The 16,457-nt window shown below is 63.7% G+C and carries 16 protein-coding genes; 7 read left to right on the forward strand and 9 right to left on the reverse strand.

Going from position 1 to position 16,457, the window contains the following annotated elements:
• Positions 1 to 165 precede the first annotated feature (165 nt).
• The 3 genes from PKD89_RS16455 to istA all read right to left on the reverse strand — a co-directional run bounded on the left by PKD89_RS16455 (position 166) and on the right by istA (position 2,819).
• Positions 166 to 420 carry a hypothetical protein gene (locus PKD89_RS16455; RefSeq protein WP_287392977.1) on the reverse strand — a complete coding sequence of 85 codons (255 nt, stop codon included), beginning with the start codon at positions 418 to 420 and terminating at the stop codon, positions 166 to 168.
• Positions 421 to 507: 87 nt separating this feature from the next.
• Complete coding sequence (gene istB / locus PKD89_RS16460; protein ID WP_324332553.1) at positions 508 to 1,281, reverse strand: IS21-like element helper ATPase IstB; 774 nt, start codon at positions 1,279 to 1,281, stop codon at positions 508 to 510.
• Positions 1,278 to 2,819, reverse strand: a complete 1,542-nt coding sequence (istA, locus tag PKD89_RS16465; RefSeq protein ID WP_324332555.1) for an IS21 family transposase — start codon at positions 2,817 to 2,819, stop codon at positions 1,278 to 1,280. The genes istB and istA overlap by 4 nt, the downstream gene beginning before the upstream one ends.
• Positions 2,820 to 3,098: 279 nt before the next feature.
• Here istA and PKD89_RS16470 point away from each other — a divergent pair, with 279 nt between their 5' ends.
• Positions 3,099 to 3,473: a hypothetical protein gene (locus tag PKD89_RS16470; RefSeq protein WP_289012270.1), complete on the forward strand. Its 375-nt coding sequence runs from the start codon at positions 3,099 to 3,101 to the stop codon at positions 3,471 to 3,473.
• 81 nt (positions 3,474 to 3,554) lie between these two features.
• A complete protein-coding gene (locus PKD89_RS16475; protein WP_289012269.1) occupies positions 3,555 to 3,911 on the forward strand; it encodes a hypothetical protein in 357 nt (118 codons plus the stop codon).
• A gap of 4 nt (positions 3,912 to 3,915) precedes the next feature.
• On the opposite strand, the gene PKD89_RS16480 is transcribed toward PKD89_RS16475, so the two are convergent.
• From PKD89_RS16480 to PKD89_RS16490, 3 genes are read right to left on the reverse strand one after another with little or no spacing between them, the layout of a single operon-like run.
• A complete protein-coding gene (locus PKD89_RS16480; protein WP_289012268.1) occupies positions 3,916 to 7,428 on the reverse strand; it encodes a type I restriction endonuclease in 3,513 nt (1,170 codons plus the stop codon).
• Positions 7,425 to 8,642: a restriction endonuclease subunit S gene (locus tag PKD89_RS16485; RefSeq protein WP_289012267.1), complete on the reverse strand. Its 1,218-nt coding sequence runs from the start codon at positions 8,640 to 8,642 to the stop codon at positions 7,425 to 7,427. Before PKD89_RS16485 ends, PKD89_RS16480 begins: the two co-directional genes overlap by 4 nt.
• A complete protein-coding gene (locus PKD89_RS16490; RefSeq protein WP_289012266.1) occupies positions 8,639 to 10,702 on the reverse strand; it encodes a type I restriction-modification system subunit M in 2,064 nt (687 codons plus the stop codon). The genes PKD89_RS16485 and PKD89_RS16490 overlap by 4 nt, the downstream gene beginning before the upstream one ends.
• A gap of 536 nt (positions 10,703 to 11,238) precedes the next feature.
• On the opposite strand from PKD89_RS16490, the gene PKD89_RS16495 reads away from it, so the two are divergent.
• Positions 11,239 to 11,862 carry a hypothetical protein gene (locus PKD89_RS16495; RefSeq protein ID WP_289012264.1) on the forward strand — a complete coding sequence of 208 codons (624 nt, stop codon included), beginning with the start codon at positions 11,239 to 11,241 and terminating at the stop codon, positions 11,860 to 11,862.
• A 530-nt stretch (positions 11,863 to 12,392) separates the two neighbouring features.
• On the opposite strand, the gene PKD89_RS16500 is transcribed toward PKD89_RS16495, so the two are convergent.
• Positions 12,393 to 13,562 (reverse strand): ATP-binding protein, encoded by a 1,170-nt coding sequence (locus tag PKD89_RS16500; RefSeq protein ID WP_289012263.1) that lies wholly within the window; start codon positions 13,560 to 13,562, stop codon positions 12,393 to 12,395.
• Between the two features lie 274 nt (positions 13,563 to 13,836).
• On the opposite strand from PKD89_RS16500, the gene PKD89_RS16505 reads away from it, so the two are divergent.
• The 4 genes from PKD89_RS16505 to PKD89_RS16520 all read left to right on the forward strand — a co-directional run bounded on the left by PKD89_RS16505 (position 13,837) and on the right by PKD89_RS16520 (position 15,439).
• The gene (locus tag PKD89_RS16505) at positions 13,837 to 14,265 is read left to right on the forward strand and encodes a type IV toxin-antitoxin system AbiEi family antitoxin domain-containing protein (protein ID WP_289012262.1); all 429 of its coding nucleotides are present in this window, start codon (positions 13,837 to 13,839) and stop codon (positions 14,263 to 14,265) included.
• 20 nt (positions 14,266 to 14,285) lie between these two features.
• Positions 14,286 to 14,573, forward strand: coding sequence for a hypothetical protein (locus tag PKD89_RS16510; RefSeq protein ID WP_289012261.1), 288 nt, complete (start codon positions 14,286 to 14,288; stop codon positions 14,571 to 14,573).
• Positions 14,574 to 14,711: 138 nt separating this feature from the next.
• A complete protein-coding gene (locus PKD89_RS16515) occupies positions 14,712 to 14,981 on the forward strand; it encodes a type II toxin-antitoxin system Phd/YefM family antitoxin (RefSeq protein WP_289012260.1) in 270 nt (89 codons plus the stop codon).
• Positions 14,972 to 15,439: a PIN domain-containing protein gene (locus PKD89_RS16520; protein WP_289012259.1), complete on the forward strand. Its 468-nt coding sequence runs from the start codon at positions 14,972 to 14,974 to the stop codon at positions 15,437 to 15,439. Before PKD89_RS16515 ends, PKD89_RS16520 begins: the two co-directional genes overlap by 10 nt.
• Before the next feature lie 66 nt (positions 15,440 to 15,505).
• Here PKD89_RS16520 and PKD89_RS16525 read toward each other — a convergent pair whose 3' ends face one another.
• Positions 15,506 to 16,198: a hypothetical protein gene (locus PKD89_RS16525; RefSeq protein WP_324332562.1), complete on the reverse strand. Its 693-nt coding sequence runs from the start codon at positions 16,196 to 16,198 to the stop codon at positions 15,506 to 15,508.
• Complete coding sequence (locus tag PKD89_RS16530; protein ID WP_289012257.1) at positions 16,195 to 16,455, reverse strand: CocE/NonD family hydrolase; 261 nt, start codon at positions 16,453 to 16,455, stop codon at positions 16,195 to 16,197. Before PKD89_RS16530 ends, PKD89_RS16525 begins: the two co-directional genes overlap by 4 nt.
• Positions 16,456 to 16,457 lie beyond the last annotated feature (2 nt).

The raw sequence follows: 16,457 nt of genomic DNA on the forward strand, positions 1-16,457 counted from the left end.
TGTCATGCGCCAGTTGAAAGGGACCGGGGCTGCGCCAGCTGCATGGGACCACTTGTGAGGGGTCGTTGAGGTCGGCGGGGTGATGATGGCGGGTGGCGCAGTTGGCGTCAAGAACCTGGGGTTGTGACCGGTCTGGACGGCGGTGCTGCCCGCGTCTGGAGAGGGTCAGTTGCGTCCGAGCGGGAGGGGCGGTTCGGTCCAGACGGTTTGGGTGTCGGGGTCCCAACGATGATGCCGGTAGTGGCGGTGGGCGGCTTGTCTGGTTATGCCGAGAGCTTCGCCGATGTCGGCCCAGCTGGCGCCCCAGTGGAGTGCCCGGGCGACCGCTGTGTCGAGGGTGTGTTGGGCGGCCTTCTTGGCGGTAGTGGCGTGGATGGTGGCTGCGAGTGCGTCGGTGCGGAATCGTTCGGTGCGGTCCATCGAGCTGTCACCTTAGGGTGACGCGATGATGCCTGTCAGCATGTGCTGACAGGCATCATCGGTAGGGCTGGGCAGGTTGGGGCGTTGTCAGTCGGCGGGCGGTGACAGCTGTGGTTTCTGGCGGTCCCGGTAGGACTCCCCGTCGATGACCAGCTCGAACGCGGCGGAGGAGAACCGGTCGATCGCCGACTGGGCGAGAAGCTGATCGGCGAGCAACGCCAACCATTCGGACGGGTCACGGTTCGAGGTGATGACCGTCGATGCCCGCCGGTGTCGTTCGACGATGAGGTCGTAGAAGTCGCTGGTCGCCGCAGCGTCGGAGGCGGTGAGGGCGTAGTCGTCAATGATCAGCAGGTCGACCCGGAGGAGTTTGCGGAGCTCGACGTCGAGGGTGTTGTCGAGCCGGGCGATCCGGAGCCGTTTGAACAGCTGGTCGGACCGTTCGAAGTGGACCGACCGGCCCCGACGGATCGCGACATGCCCGAGCGCGACGGCGAGGAACGTTTTGCCGACACCGACCGGTCCGATGATCAACGCGTTCTGGCCGGCGTCGACGAACCGGAGGCTGGCGAGTTCGTCGAGGACGGCCTGGTTGTAGGTGACGTTCGCGGTGGCGTCCCAGTGTTCGAGGCGCATGCGTTCGTCGAGGCCTGCTGCTTTGGCTTTCCGGGCAGCGGAGGTGGTGTCGCGTCGGGAGACCTCGTCGGCCAACAACAGTTGCAGGAACTCGGCGTGGGACATCTTCGAGGTCTTCGCCAACGCGAGACGTTCGGGGAGCGTGTCAACGAGTTGACCGAGTTTCAAACGGCGTAGCGTCGCGGTCAGCTCGGGGGTCACCGAAGGCTTGAGGGTGGTGCTCATCGTGTCACCTTCCGTCCGGTGGCGAAGTGGGAGGCGTCGCGGGCAAACCTGCCGACAATCACGTTGTCCGGTGGCGGTTCGGCTGCCGCCTGGTCAGCTTCGAGGGCCCGTTCGACCATCCCGACGACGGTGGTCACCGACGTCGCCCCGGCGTCAACAGCCCGCTCACACGCAGCGTTGACCCGATCAGCGCCGTAACGGTCACAGGTGCGCAGCAGCTTGTAGACGTGACGCATCCTCGTCCAGGGCAGCGGTCCGTCCAGGATCACCTCGGCGAACACCCCGACGTGTTCGCCGTGGGTGTAGGCCCGGCGGATCTGGGAGTCGATGTCGCGCATTGCGTAGTCGGTGATCTCCGACGGCAGGTCGGCGGGGTCGGTGACCCTTGCCCCGGGTTTCTGGCGGGGGTGGACCTTCACCAACTGGCCGCCCGAGAAGATCTTCACCAGCGCCTTGTCAGCGCGCACGTCGACGGTCGTGCCGATCAGATCGCCCGGCACCGAGTACAACGATTTGGCGACCTGGATGTGATGGTCCCGGTGGACCTTGGCGGTCTTGTAGAGCGGCACGTCGTAACGCTCCGTCGGTGCCGGCAACAGCACCGGTGCTTCGACCTCGGCGAACACCACCGCCGGCTGCGCCTGGGTCGACCCATGGGTCCGGAGCCCTGCCCGGGAGGCACACCACAGCTCTGCTGCGGTCTGCGCCTCGACCAAACAGCCGAAGTCCTCACCCGCCCAAAACGACGTCTGCACGAACTGGACAGCCCGTTCCACACGCCCTTTATCCTGCGGCGCCCGCACACGGGCCGGGTCGATCAGGAACCCCCGCGACTGGGCGTATTCGACGAACGCCACGTTCAACACCGGATCCAACGCGTCGGCCTTCGTCACCACCGTCGCCATGTTGTCGGGGACCAGCACCTTGAACACCCCGCCGAAGAACTGCCATGCCGCCTCGCATCCGTCGATCACCGTCCCAAGGTTCTGGTTGAACGACAGCCACACAAACGTGTGGCGCGACACCCCAGCGGTGAACACCAACGCCCACACTCGCCTCCGTTTGCCGGTCTCCTCGTCGAACATCTTCCCGAGCTCACCGAAGTCGACCTGCAACTCCACCCCCGGCTCACCGTCAACAACGGGGACCGTCGACCGCTCTGGTGTCCCGAACTCTGCTGCCAGATAGCGGTTCAACGTCCGCTCCGGGACAACCACACCCTGGCGGCCCAGCAACTCGACCATCTTCTTCGCTGGCACGTCATCGTTGTGCCAGTCCTCCAACTTCTCCCCGTGGCCAACCAGCTCGTTCCACGCTTCACCGTGACGATCCGGAACCTTCGGGGCCATCTCAGTAAACACCCCACCCACAAAATCGTCGGTCAACCTGTCCGGACTGTCGGTGCGAACCAGCCCGTGGGCCTCCGCGATCCGCACGATCTTCGTCACCGTTTTCCGGTCGCACCGCACCATCTCTGCGATCCTCCGGAACGCCAGCAAAGCCAGCCACAACCTCAACACCTCGCGCACTTCAAACACCGCAACCTCCCGGTATGCCACTGAGCGCCGCCTTTCGGGTCGTAGACGCAACGACGGCAGTTCAGCGTCTAGGACACCGACCCCGGAAGACCCCCCACCAAGTGGTCCCTTTCAGCTGGCGCAAAGGTGGTCCATACCAGGTGGCGCAAACCCCCCAAAGTGGTCCCTACCAACTGGCGCACGACAGTCCGATACTGAACACCGATTGATCCACTCCATGAAGCTGAGGCCGAGCACACGGGCCGAATTCCTATTACCTCGCCCTCGGTGCCGTCCAGGGTGACCGAGCCCTCGAAGCTCTTTTGCAGCTTCAGGCGGGTCAACTCCACCTCGGGGTCGACCGCCACCGACCCGTCGACCTTCACGAACGCAGCCAGGGCGTTGTGGTGGCAGTCACGGAAGCAGAAACGTGTGCTGATCTCGCAGGATCGTCAGGCCGCGGTTGAAGGTGGCGACTTTCGTGCCTCGGCTGGCGGCAAGAGCAGCGAGGTACGCGTCGGTCACCTGGCGATGTCCGACCACGCCCAGAAGCACGTCGTTGCTGTAGGGAAGTTGATCCGGCCAGAACTCGTGGCGCTCGTTCTGATTCAGCAGTCTCAGCGCGTCGAGTGCGTGCTCAGCACTCGCGACTCGCACCAGGTACCGGACCAGTGAACCCTAGGTCCACGGGCAGGTGGCGAATCGGCGGCTGTCCCGAGCCACTTTCGCGCCCGCTCATGGCGTTCGTGATCGACGATGGTGGCGGCGATCAACACGTTGGCGTCGACGAGCAGCGCGTCAGTTGTCGAGGGCATCCGCTACGTCATCGGAACTCACGGGGTAGCCAAGTTGGACCACGCCCAGGCCGGTCAGGGCGTCGCGCTCAACGGGCGGCATGGGCCGGAGCGATTTGCGAAGTGCCTCGTTGACGAGCGAACTCAGCGACACGCGGCAACGACGAGCTTCGGCCTGGGCTTCGGCATGAAGCTCAGGATCGAGATCGACGGTCGTTCGCATCACGGTGCATCATATCGCGTCAACTACCAACGACAAGGCTATTTTTGGGCCGAGCAGGGCGTCGCAATGCTGTGGGACAAGGAGTTCAACCGCTGATCGGTCAGGGTGTGTCGGGGGTGGCGGGCCAGCGTTGGGCGATGTACTTCTGCTTCTCGACGATGTCGAGGGCAACGGTGCCGTTCAGGCGGCGCACGTAGAACTCGGTGAGCTTCTCTTTGGGGCCGTCGGGCTTCTGTTTGATCACGGTGGCGTCGACGGGGAACCCGGAGGGGTCCACCTGCACACGGCAGATGTCGTGGCCGTCGACGTGGTGAATCTGTGCCCGCAGGTTGGTGGCTGCGGCGTCGCCCATCGAGGTGGAGATGATGTTGGACAGGTGCTGCTGGAACCAGTCTCGCGGGTCCTGGTCCTGCTTGGACCGGCTGGCGTAGTCGCTGTCGAGCCCGTGGATGGTGCCGTCATCGGCCACGCCGATCAGCAGGGTGCCGCCTTCCCGCCCGTTCATAAACGCAGCGATCGTCTTCAGCGTGGCGCTCTCGAGTGGCTTGAACGTCTCGCCTGAGTCAGCGTGGGTACGCAGGGTGGCCTTGAACTCCAAGGTCGTTGACTCACGGTCGGGGCCGAGCAGTTCGACCACGTCGCAGTGTTCCTGGTGGGCCACCTTGGCCTTGCCCTGGATGAAGGGCAGGTAGGCCTTCAACACCTCGGCTTGGAGGTCGGGGTTGTCGATGTAGGTCAGCGCCATGTCCTCGGAGGTGCCCAGCTGGTCGAGAACGCCCGACTGGAACTCCTTCTCCAAGATCAGCCCGAAGTTCTCCGGGCTGTTGGCCGATGCCTGTTGTTGGATGTCGCTGCGACCGACCAGCTTCTCGGCGACGGTGTCGTAGAACACCCGATCCCTCGGGTCCCAGTTGGTGCCGAAGCGCTCGTTGAGCAGGGCAATGATGTTGGACAGCGGCTCGGGTTCGGGCTCGTGCATCTTGCCGGTGCCACCGAAGATGGACACCACCTCGCCCACGGTGCCGTCCAGGGTGACCGACCCCTCAAAGGTCTGCTCCAGCTTCAGGTGGGTCAGCTCCACGTCGGGGTGCACCGCCACCGACCCGTCGGTCTTCACAAACGCTGCGAGGGCCTTGCAGTACAGGTAGTCGCGTTCCAGCTTGATGTCGGTGAACGCCACCACCTGCGACAGAAACGCATAGGTGCGCACGAAGCGGTTGAGCGCATCTCGGAACTTCTCCTGTTCGTCCTCGTCGAGGTTGTGATTGAACCGGTCGATCGCCGGCGCCAGCGCGGCGTGCACCCGGGCGGTCACCGCAGGCCCCTTGGACATCAGCAGCTCGACGGTCCGCTCGATCTCCTCGGGCCACAGCACCCCAAACTCGTCCAGAGCGTGGCGGGTGTCGTACAGCAGGTTGGGGTCGGTGGGCGGCGCCACCGTCTCGCCGTACCAGGGCTCGAACGACGCCCGAATGTCGTCGGCGTCGTTGCGGAAGTCCAGCACGAAGGTGCCGTCCTTGCGAACCCCGTCGCGGTCGTAGGTGCGGTTGAGGCGCGACAACGTCTGCACGGCGGCCAGGCCGTTCAGCGGCTTGTCGACGTACATCGCATACAGCTTCGGCTGGTCGAACCCGGTCTGGTACTTCTCGGCCACCACCAGGATCTGCCACTCGCGGGTGTCGAACTCGGTCGGGGTCTGGCTGTCGGGGAAGCCGTTCATCGATGACTCGGTCTCGGTGCCACCGTCCAGGTCCAACGAGCCCGAGAACGCCACCAGCACCCCAACGTCGGTGTAGCCCTTGTCGTTGACGTACTTGCGCAGCGCAAGCACGTAACGGGCGGCGTGCTCCCGCGACGAGCACACCACCATCGCCTTGGCCATGCCCCCGATGTGATGGGCCACGTGGGCCCGGAAGTGCTCGACGATCACCTCGGCCTTCTGGGCCAGCGTGTGCTCGTGCAGCGCCACAAACTTGGCGATCGCCGCCCTGGCCTTGCCCGGGTCGTACTCGGGGTCGTCCGGCTTGGTGTTCTCGATGTTCCAGTAGGTCTGATAGGTGACGTAGCTCTTCAGCACGTCGAGGATGAACCCCTCCTCGATCGCCTGACGCATCGAGTACAGGTGAAACGGCACGTGCCGTCCGGTGCCCTGGTCCATGCGGCCGAACAGCTCCAGTGTGCGGGCCTTCGGCGTGGCGGTGAACGCAAAGAACGACAGGTTCGGCTGCTTACCCCGCGCCGCCACCGCGGCGGCCAGTGCATCCTCGGCCGGGTCGGTCAGCTCGTCCGGCGCTGCGGCGCCGTCTGCCGACCCCAGCACCTGTTTCAGCTTGGTGGCCGAGTCGCCGGTTTGGCTGCTGTGGGCCTCGTCCACGATCACGGCATAGGTGCGGTCGGGCAGCGAGTCGATCTTGTCGGTGACGTACGGAAACTTCTGCAGCGTCGTGATGATGATGCGGGCCTGCTGCCCGGTGAGCGCCTCGGCCAGCTGGGTGGAGTCCTCATCGATCCGCTGCACCACACCATGCACGTGCTCGAACTGGTAGATCGTGTCCTGCAGCTGCTGGTCGAGCACCCGCCGGTCGGTGATCACCACCACCTTGTCGAACACCTTCTCGTCGGCGTCGTTGTGCAGCGACGACAGCCGGTGCGCCAGCCAGGCGATCGTGTTGCTCTTGCCCGATCCGGCCGAGTGCTGCACCAGGTAGTCGTCACCGGCGCCGTTGCTGCGGGCAGCGGCGCTCATGGCCAGCACCGCATCCCACTGGTGGAAGCGGGGAAAGATCGTGACCGGCGCCTGCTTCTTGGAGCCCTTCGGCGTCGGCTCCACGTGCACGAACCGGTTCAGCAGGTCCAGCCAGGCATCACGTTGCCACACCCGTTCCCACAGGTAGGCGGTGCGGTGACCGGTGGGGTTGGCCGGGTTGCCGGCTCCCAGCTCGTGGCCCCGGTTGAAGGGAAGGAACCGCGTGGTCTTGCCCGTCAGGCGGGTGGTCATGGCCGCCTGTTCGGTATCGACAGCGAAGTGCACCACCGCCCGGCGCAGCAGCGTGTTCTTCGGGTCCCGGTCGGTTCGGTACTGCTCGATGGCTTGCGTCACCGTCTGCCCGGTCAGGCCGTTCTTCAGCTCGGCTGTCGCCACCGGCACCCCGTTGACGAACAGACACAGGTCCAGCGACTTGTTGGAACCGGCCTCGTAGGGCAGCTGCCGGGTGACGGTCAGCCGGTTCTTGCCGTACCGCTCGATCAGCTCGGGTGACAGGCCCGATGCCGGCCGAAAGAACGCCAGCTTGATCGTCTGACCCAGGTCGACCACGCCGTGGCGCAGCACGTCGACGGTTCCGCGAGCGTCCAGCGCTTGGGTGAGCCGGTCGGCGAAGCCCTTCTGGGCCTTGGTCACGTCGCCGCCGTAGAGCGTGACCAGCTTGTCCCACTCCTTGTTCTGTGTGCTGCCGATGAATTTGAACAGCTCGGCAGTGTCCAGCGTCCGTGTTGCGTCGAAGTCCGGCTGTGGATCCTTCGGGTTGCCAACCTTGACGGCGTCGTAGCCGCCGGATTCCAGTAGCCAGTCGGCAATGAACGTCTCGAACGCTGCTTCGTTAACGTTGCTCACGCCGCCACCCCTGGGATCTCCAACTTTCCGGTTACAGCAGCGGTGATCAAAGCCTGCCGCCGCTCGGCCAGCAGGACGAGCTGACCTTCTAGCGCCTGGCCAGCTGCACGATCCCGGTTCTCAATCTTGCGTACCTGCTTCATGGCGTCGTCCTGCGCTGCACGGGGGGCCAGCGGCACCCGAAACTTGGAGCAATCTCCAACTCTGAGGTGCTCGTGAAGCGAGCCTGAGCCCAGAAGAGCCATCTGTTGTTGCACACTCGTCGAGCGGAGCCCATGAGCGAGGAAGTCCGGTGAAGCTAAGTCGGGTGCTGCTCGGTACATCATCAGCCTTTGGCCCAGAAAGAGAGGATCGTCAGTATCGAGAACTCCAACCTCGCCCACCGGCGCCTCCCGGGTCAGAAGGACATCTCCACGTTGGGGTCTGCCGCGGCTAGTCCACTTGCGAAACGTGGTGGGCGAGACCTGAAAGAGTCCTTCAACATCAACGCGACCATCTCGAACGTTTGAAGTTCGGAGCATCCCATATCCAGTTTGGTCATCGACGGTCGGCGCCGTCTTGTTCACGCAATCCACGACCAGGCTGCAAAGGCCCGCAACCGGCCCCGTTCCAAACTCCTGCGACAAGCAGTCAAAGATGAGGTCGATCTCAACTCGCTCTCGCTCGCCGAGGAGTTCGATCATGCGGCGCTTCTTGGTGATGAGGGCGTCGATGCGGGCGGTCTCGTCGTCCAGGTAGTCGGCAATCGCCCGCTGCTCCGCCAGCGGGGGGACCGGCAGCCGCAGCGATCCAAACGATTCTGCGTCGAATGCAGTCGACCGCTCCCGGATCCCCTTCGCCAGGGAGGTGATGAACCGCTGCTCAGCAAGCCGCCTCAGCAGGTAGGCGTAGAAACGAGCGTCAACGTCGTTGGGCCGGTAGCAATGGACGACCGGTGAAGCCTTCCCATCTGAATCACTTACCCCGATCGCCCCAGCGAATCCGTCCATGCTGTGGATTACCAGGTCGCCCGTCCTGACACCTTGGTAACCGTGCTCCTGGATCGCGTTTGTGAAGCCCTCGGTCCGACGATTGGAACGAAGCGTGACCTGACCGTCTCTGAACGCAGTGACGGTTCCGTCCTTCGGTCGAGGATCCCGGCGCACGCGGTCAAAGAGCATCTTGGCGGGAGCCGCAGGCCACTGGTCAGGTAAAAGTGGCGTATCAACCGTCACTCGGTCACCTCGGCGAGGAGGTCCTGGATCTCCGTCTCCAGCTGCTTGATCTCGGCGTCGATCTCGGCCAGCGGGCGGGGTGGGGTGTAGGTATAGAAGTGCCGGGTAAGCGGGATCTCGTAGCCGATCTTGGTCTTGTCGTGATCGACCCAGGCGTCGGGCACGTAGGGGTGCACTTCGGCGGTCATGTAGTCGTCGATGGCGCTGCGGTACTCGATGCTCTGGAGCCTGCCGTCGACGTCGGCCTCGTAGGTGACCGGCTTGGCGGGGAGGGGGACGTTCTCGTTGTCGCGCAGGTCGGGGTCGGGCTGGACGTTGCCTTTGCTGTCGGTCACCGGCTCGGCATCGGGGTCGCGGATGGCGAACGCACCGACGATCGCATCCACCAGCGGCTTCTTGGCGTCGACATCAGAACGCTTCAGCGCGGTCTTGGCCAGGTCACGCAACTCGTCGTCAGTTTCGTGGGAGCGGATGCTGTGGCCCAGGTCGGCGATGATCGAGTTCTGGTCGTCCTCGGTGAGTTTGGTGAACTTCTTGTCGGCCCGAAGTGCTTCGACGCCTTCGTCGGTGACCTCCCAACGCAGGCGGAGCGGCCGCTCGACGGTGATGCGGAGGAAGCCGAACGCCTCGTTGGGGAACACCTTGACGCTGGGCTTCGGATCGCCGTTGCTGTCGTCGGCGCTGTCACCATCGACCTCGGTGAATTCGCCGTAGGCACGGACGATGTCGGCGATCTGGCTATCGCTGATCTGCTTGCGCTTCTCGCCCAGGCTCTTGCGCATCTTCACGAAGCAGCGGCGGGCATCGATCAGCTGCACCTTGCCCCGGCGTTCGGGGGCCTTGCGGTTGGTGACGACCCAGAAGTAGGTGGAGATGCCGGTGTTGTAGAACAACTGGTCGGGGAGTGCGACCACGGCCTCCAGCCAGTCGTTCTCGATGATCCAGCGGCGGATCTCGGACTCGCCCGATCCGGCCGCACCGGTGAACAACGGCGAGCCGTTGAACACGATCGCCACCCGCGACCCACCGTCGGCCACCGGCTTCATCTTGGAGATGGCGTTCTGGAGAAACAGGAAGCTGCCGTCGTTGATGCGGGGCAGGCCGGCACCGAAGCGTCCGGCGAGACCCCGCTGGTTGTGCTCGTCCTTGACGGCGTCGGCCACCTTCTTCCACTCCACACCGAAGGGCGGGTTCTGGATGGAGTAGTCCACCTTGAGGCCGGCGTGGCCGTCCTCGGAGAAGCTGTTGCCGTAGGCGATGTTGGTGGCGTCCTGGCCCTTCAACATCATGTCGGAGCGGCAGATGGCGTAGGTCTCGGCGTTCAGTTCCTGGCCGTACACCTGGAGCTTGGCGGCGGGGTTGAGCTCGCGCAGGCGGTCCTCGGCGACCGACAACATGCCGCCGGTGCCACAGGCGCCGTCGTAGATGGTTTTGATGGCGCCCGGCTTGGTCAGCTGGTCGTCGTCCTCGATGAACAGCAGGTCGACCATCAGGCGGATGACCTCGCGAGGGGTGAAGTGCTCGCCTGCGGTCTCGTTGGACAGCTCGGAGAAGCGCCGGATCAGCTCCTCGTACAGGTAGCCCATCTCGATGTTGGACACCTTGTCGGGGTGCAGGTCCACCTCGGCGAACCTGGACATCACCAGGTAGAGCAGCCCCGAGCGGTCCAGCCGGTTGATCTGGGTGGTGAAGTCGAACTTGTCGAGTACGTCGCGGGCCGAGGTGGAGAAGCTGGCGACGTAGTGCTTGAGGTTGTCGGCCAGGTCGTCGGGGGCGGCGATCAGCGTGGCGAAGTCGAACCGGGAGGTGTTGTAGAACTGCTCGCCGGCCTCCTTCTGGAGGATCGGGTCGAGGTTGTGGACCTTGCCGGCCAGCTGTGCCATCCGGTCGAGCACGGCCTGCTTGGTGGGCTCGAGCACGCAGTCGAGGCGGCGCAGCACGGTGAGGGGCAGGATCACCTTGCCGTACTCGGACTGCTTGTAATCGCCGCGCAGCAGGTCGGCGACCTGCCAGATGAATGCAGCGTGGTTCTGAATGGTGTGTGAGTCACCCAAGGTCATCGTGTTGCAGTGCTCCCAAGTCGTGAATGCCCATGGTGGCACCTCGGCCGGTTTGGGCGCTCAATCCCGGGTGGAGCGGCGCTGCGGCGTCCTGCCGGTGTCCGAGATGCACCCATTCGGTGACCTCGTTCCCGTCTGCCAGGTTGCCGGGTCTACACCAGCGCGTCGGTGAGAGCCACGAAATTCGTTGGTGATGGCCGTCAAACTGCTGACTGAGGAGACGACAAAGTGTCGATCGAAGGGCCGATCAACTATCGCTATGTTCAACTGGCTGCCGGCCGTTCGTGGGGCGTTTGAGGTCAAGGGGGGACCGACGCGAGGTGAGGAAGGAGGGTGAGTACCAGGGGTCCGTGCACGCGACCGGTCAGAATGACCGGCTTCACCACACACGGCGAAATGCGGAGAGCCCGAACTTCCTGGGGTCATCACCGGGGCCGGCTTCGGATACCGGCGTTCCGGTGGAGACAGCCTGACGGATCCGGACCTGGCCGCCGACGCCTACTTTTCGAAATCAGATGTGCCGCTATCATCCCAGAATGGCGACATTTAGGTACATCCTGAAGTCTGGCGATATGGGCCAGCGTGCTTTGGGCCCCATGGTTGTCATCTCGTTGCTGTTCGCTGTGGCCTGCGGTCCTGTCGCCACCCAAGTGGATGATGCGAAGCCGAGTTCCGACTCGACTCCGGCCCGGGCATCGGAAGCTGAATCGGGGTTAGACTTCGACGAGTTGAAGGCGGTGGAGGACGCCACAGTTGTAGCGGAAGAAGCCTGCCCGAAGTTTTTGGAAGCTGCTTCCGAACTGTACGGTTTCGAGATTGAACGAGTGGATGATGAGGCAGGCTGTTTGGCTCTCCCGCAGGAGATTCAAGACATGACAACAAATCTGGTCATTATTCCGGTGCTCGACCGAGGGGCTAAAGGATGCTTTGACCTTGACCTTGCCGTCAGCGCCGACCCGAACCTTTCAACGAGCCAGTTTGAGGTAGATGGCGTGCAAATCACTTTAACAGACCTAGATTCTACGCAGATAGAAATATTTCAGGCTGCGTCTGCGACTTGGTGCGATGACGACTTATCATATATGGTGCAGACTAACGTGGCCGTTCCTGGGATGACTACCTCTGATCTGTTGGCGGAGCTAGTGGCAACAATAGTCTGACGGTAGAGACGCATCGACTGGGTGGAGTTCGTAGGCCTTCTTGAGTGTGGGCGCGTTGGCGGACCATCAAAGGAGGAGTTCCGGCTCTGCGTGGCTCAAAACTGATGGTGTTGGCCTCGGAACATCCATGCTCGGACAGACTCCGCCATCCTATTGTTGGCAGGCAGGGCTGAGGCGAATATGACGTCACAAGTTTCAGTGGGCTCGGAGGGACTCGAACCCTCCAAACTCGCCGTCCGTGGCCAGATGCTGATTTTCGGGAGTGGTCGGAGTCCGTTGGCCAGAATGCACGAGATGACGCTGTGTGGCGCCGACTAGAGCGCATGCTGTGCAGAGCGGGCGCCGTTAGAGCAGCGTGAGGTTGACCCTGCGGTGGCGGATGCGGCCCTGGCGGCGACTCCGGAGCGATTGTCGAACGATCTCAACCTTCTGAGACTGCTGTTGAAGTCGTAGGTAATACGGGCCTTGCAAAACTACTCGCAGGCTTCGCTGGCGAGGTATTACGCCACAGGAACAGTTTGACGGATGAATCACGTGCTCTTGACGCGTCGTACATAGTCGGCCATTCCCGGGACGGTGAACGCCAGCATGCCGTGCTCTGGCGAATAGGTGATGCCCTTACTGATGAGGTTTGCCCGTGCGGGGCCGATGTCACTTTGGGACCTCTTCTTCATCCGCTTGACCACGTCACCAATCTTCGACGGAGCGCCATCGTCGAGAGCCATGGCCTCGAGCAGTTTGCGCTCGCTCTTTGTGGCGCGCTCCCACCGCGAGAGATAGAACCCCTCGTCGAGCTTGTCCTGCCCGTCAGCGACACCTACCACGGCATCGTCGAATGAAATCAGCGTGGGGCCGACAGCCGCGTTCCACACCGTATTGCCAAACTGTTGCAAGAAGTATGGGTAGCCACGCGACTCATCTAAGACGAACTGCGCAGCACCTTGATCCCATTCGACCCCCTCAGCTGTTGCTGGTTCCAGTACCGCGATTCTGGCGTCAATTGGGGACAGCTTGTCGACAAGTCGGTAGTCGAACAATCGCTCGGCGTATGACTCTGCTTCAGCCAATTTGGTGGGCAGGTTGGGCAGGCCGCCTCCGATGACGAACCACGGCAGATTCATCTGCCCGGCGCTGTGGCACGACTGACACACAGCAGACATCTGCTGCTTGGTGAGCTCTTGCATCTCGTCGATGACCAACAAGACTCCGGTGCCGTCATCCTTCGCGGCCTGGCCGATCGCCTCAACGAGGTCGACGAGGTCGTGCGCAAGATTGCCGGTGTCGGCCCGGCCCGGAACACGGTCGAACCCGAGGGACAGCCCAGAAGCGCCGACTGTCGCTTGGAACGAAGTGATCGAGCCAAGGGCATTGGCAACGTTCTCCGTTGCTTTGGACATCCACCCCCGGTTTCGCCTGGCCCCGTTCGCCAGCCCGGTCGCCAACGACCTATCAAATCGGGTCGGTTCCGCTTCGATCTGGACAACGAGCCACCCGCGACTCAACGCTCTGCCGGCGAGTTCGCCGAGCAGAACTGTCTTTCCCACACCCCGCAATCCGCTGAACACGATGCTGCGCGCCAACTTCCCGTTCTGTGCCCGGTCAGCGAGAATCTCGAACGCCTCAATGTCAGGGTCTCGTCCAGCGAGAGCGACTGGTCGGAGTCCGGCCCCTGGGTTGTACGGGTTGGTGCGGGGGTCCATTCAGCAAGCGTATCAAACCCTAAGGCGTTCTAACTTCGAAGTTAGAACGCCTTAGGGTTTGATACGACTCGCGGTTCGCTACTTCCTTGAGTGGCGGGCTGCTCCGGTCGGGGGTGCCCGCCACCAACGGCAGGGGTTGGTCCTGCCTTGAGATTCGTGGGGTGGCAGCCGATCGGGTGGACAGCGGCGGCCACGCCAGGCAGTCGTCGAAATCGGCGCTGGCGATCATGGGGACGTAGCTTGAAAAGTATCGTTAGGCCGAGACGATTAAAGCATGAGATCTGCCGAGGCACTCCGTCTGCTGGCCGAACTTGCGGCATCCCAGTGGGGGATGATGACGACGGCCCAGGCAGCCTCCATCGGGGTCGAACGGCTCGATCTCTCCCGTCTGTCCAGGGCGGGGCACATCGAGCGACTGGCGCACGGGATCTACCGAGATGCCGGCGCTCCCTCGGACGAGTTCGAGGGTCTCCGAGCCGCATGGCTGGCCGCTGATCCATCTCGCATCGCCGAACAACGCCTCCGAGATCTCCCAGGTGGCGCCGTTGTGATGGGTGAGTCGGCGGCCTCGCTGCACGGGGTGGGGGACCTGCCTGCCGATCGCCATGAGCTCAGCACCGCCGTCCGCCGTCCGCCGTCCGCCGTCAGAGCCAGCGTCCGGAGGTCAGCTACCGGCAGCGGCAGCTCGAGCCCGGTGATGTGACGATCACCCACGGTCTACCGGTGACCACCATCGAACGGACCGTGACCGATCTGGTCGAGGCCCGGACAGATCTGAGTCTGGTCGCAGACGTAGTGCGTGACGCTGCGCAAACCCGCCGTCTCGACACCAACCGACTGAAAGAGCTGCTCGGCCCACTCGCCGCCCGCAACGGCCTGCGCAAAGGTGACGGCGCTGCCCTGCTCGACGAGACACCAAAAGTTGGGGTGAATGGGTTCCGGAGCATGAGCCACCGTATGGCAAGTCGGTGGATCTCGTTAGATGTCGTTAGATTTGTTAGAGATCGTTAGTGGCCCAGTGGTGTTCATCAAACTGACGACTGGGTGAGCTGCAAAGTGTCGACTGAGAGTCCTCCGAAGTGTCGACTCCGGCACGTAGGGGCTTGACTGCCCGTAGCACCTACGTCTTCTAGGTGCTACATTTTGCTGGTGGCTGTTAAAGAGTTTGGGATACGTGAGCTTCGAAATGACACGAACTCTCTTCTTGACGCCCTCGACTCCGGGCATCAGGTCTTCATCACGCGGCGCGGCGCCAGGGTGGCAGAGCTTCGGGTGCCTGAGCCGGTCGACGAGATCGAGCGCCTTCTCGCAGACGCCGACGAACTGCCCGGCATCGACACCGGGATGTACGACGAACTGTTCGAGGCCAAGGACGACGACGTTGCTGCGCAGTCCGACCGAGACGCTCTGTGGCGTTGATGCTCGACACGTCGGCCGTGCTCGGCTGGCTTGAACGGAAGACTCCCGGGGTCAGCGACGCTGTCCGCTCGACCGGAGCGACTCCGCTGATCCACATCGCCACGCTTGCCGAGCTCCAAGAAGGGGTCGCTCGGGCCGAGGCAGCCGGCGCAGCGAGCACCGAGCAGCGAAGGCAGACGCTCGAGTTCGTACTGCAACGGCTCGGTCGACCTCCGGGGCCGTCCGAAGTTGATGCAGAGTGCTTCGGGCGTCTCTCGGCCTGCAGCAGCAGAAAGTTGTCACACAACGACAAGTGGATCGTTGCGGCTTCGATCATCGGTGGACATCGACTGCTCACCGAGGACGCAAGACTCCGCGCCCAAGTGATGAGTAACGCCGAGCTCGACCGGATGGCGGTACGTCGGGGCTGGTCGAGCCCCCAAGTCGTGCTCGTCGGTCCAACGGGAGCCAACGCGTAGACGAGCGGCACGGCGGCGCCGAGGACGTTGGCTGCTTCGATTCGCGGTCCGTAACCGGCTGGACCGCTACGCCTCGGTGAGTTCCGTGGTGGTGGGAAGCGACACGTCCAGTGAGGACACGTCGATCTCGCCGCCGAGCTCGGGCTTGGCAAAGGCGCCCGTCGAGGCCACCACCTGCAACGTGAGCGAGGAGTCGGCCTTCATGTGCTGGGCGATGACCTCCAGGTCCACCTCGGCGGTGTGCTCCTCGCCGTCGAGGGTCACCGGTACCGGGGTGATCTGGTTGCCGACCACCGTGTTGGTTTCGGGGTCGACCAGCTGCGCAAACACGTGGGTGGAGGCCTCGCCCGGGGTAGTGCCCGAATAGGTCATCGCCAGCTTGGGGGCACCGACGACCAGCACGTCGCCTTCGGCGGTCACCTTGGCTTCAACCGCCTGGTCGGCCGCCACGGGATACGGGGTGAGCGGGGTGACGAGCCCGCCGAGCAGGCCCTTTCCCGCGCCGTCCGGGAGCGGCCCGGATTGGCTGTCGGCGGTCAGCCTCAGCGTCGAGCCGTCGGAGCTACCGCTGACCGTCCCAGAGCCGGGCTGGTCGGCGGTTGGATAGTCGTCGCCCACCCAGTGCTGGTCGTTCTGGTCGACGATCTCCACTGGGCTGCCCAGATCGACCGAGGTGTCGTCCTTCAGGTAGCGGTCCAGCCATGCGGTCGTCGCTTCGGTCACCCGGTCGGTGTTGCCCTCGCTGGTGAGACAGCTCACCAGCTTGCCGGCCCAGCCCGCGTTGACCATCTTGTCGGATACAGGCTGGTTTTGAGGGAGTGCCAGGCCATGTTGGGCACCAGGGCGTCCACCAGGCAGTCGATACTGGCTACCGTCAGCTGGATGCCGCCGCCGTAGGACGCTCCGATCATGCCGGCCCTAGGGTCACCCGCTGCGTCGAGCTCCGCCTCGGGTTGTTCGGCCACCCGGTCGAGCAGGATCTGCACGTCGCGTCCCTCCCGCTCCGGGTCGTTCACCG

It is taken from the genome of Candidatus Neomicrothrix sp., assembly GCF_035329545.1.
In the GTDB taxonomy this organism is placed as follows: domain Bacteria; phylum Actinomycetota; class Acidimicrobiia; order Acidimicrobiales; family Microtrichaceae; genus Microthrix; species Microthrix subdominans.

Excerpts from the sequence above, each read along its gene's own strand:
- PKD89_RS16455 (WP_287392977.1), bottom strand. The coding sequence starts at position 420 with ATGGACCGCACCGAACGATTCCGCACCGACGCACTCGCAGCCACCATC.
- istB (WP_324332553.1), bottom strand. The coding sequence starts at position 1,281 with ATGAGCACCACCCTCAAGCCTTCGGTGACCCCCGAGCTGACCGCGACG.
- PKD89_RS16475 (WP_289012269.1), top strand. The coding sequence starts at position 3,555 with ATGGTGGCGGCGATCAACACGTTGGCGTCGACGAGCAGCGCGTCAGTT.
- PKD89_RS16500 (WP_289012263.1), bottom strand. The coding sequence starts at position 13,562 with ATGGACCCCCGCACCAACCCGTACAACCCAGGGGCCGGACTCCGACCA.
- PKD89_RS16495 (WP_289012264.1), top strand. The coding sequence starts at position 11,239 with ATGGCGACATTTAGGTACATCCTGAAGTCTGGCGATATGGGCCAGCGT.
- PKD89_RS16490 (WP_289012266.1), bottom strand. The coding sequence starts at position 10,702 with ATGACCTTGGGTGACTCACACACCATTCAGAACCACGCTGCATTCATC.
- PKD89_RS16505 (WP_289012262.1), top strand. The coding sequence starts at position 13,837 with ATGAGATCTGCCGAGGCACTCCGTCTGCTGGCCGAACTTGCGGCATCC.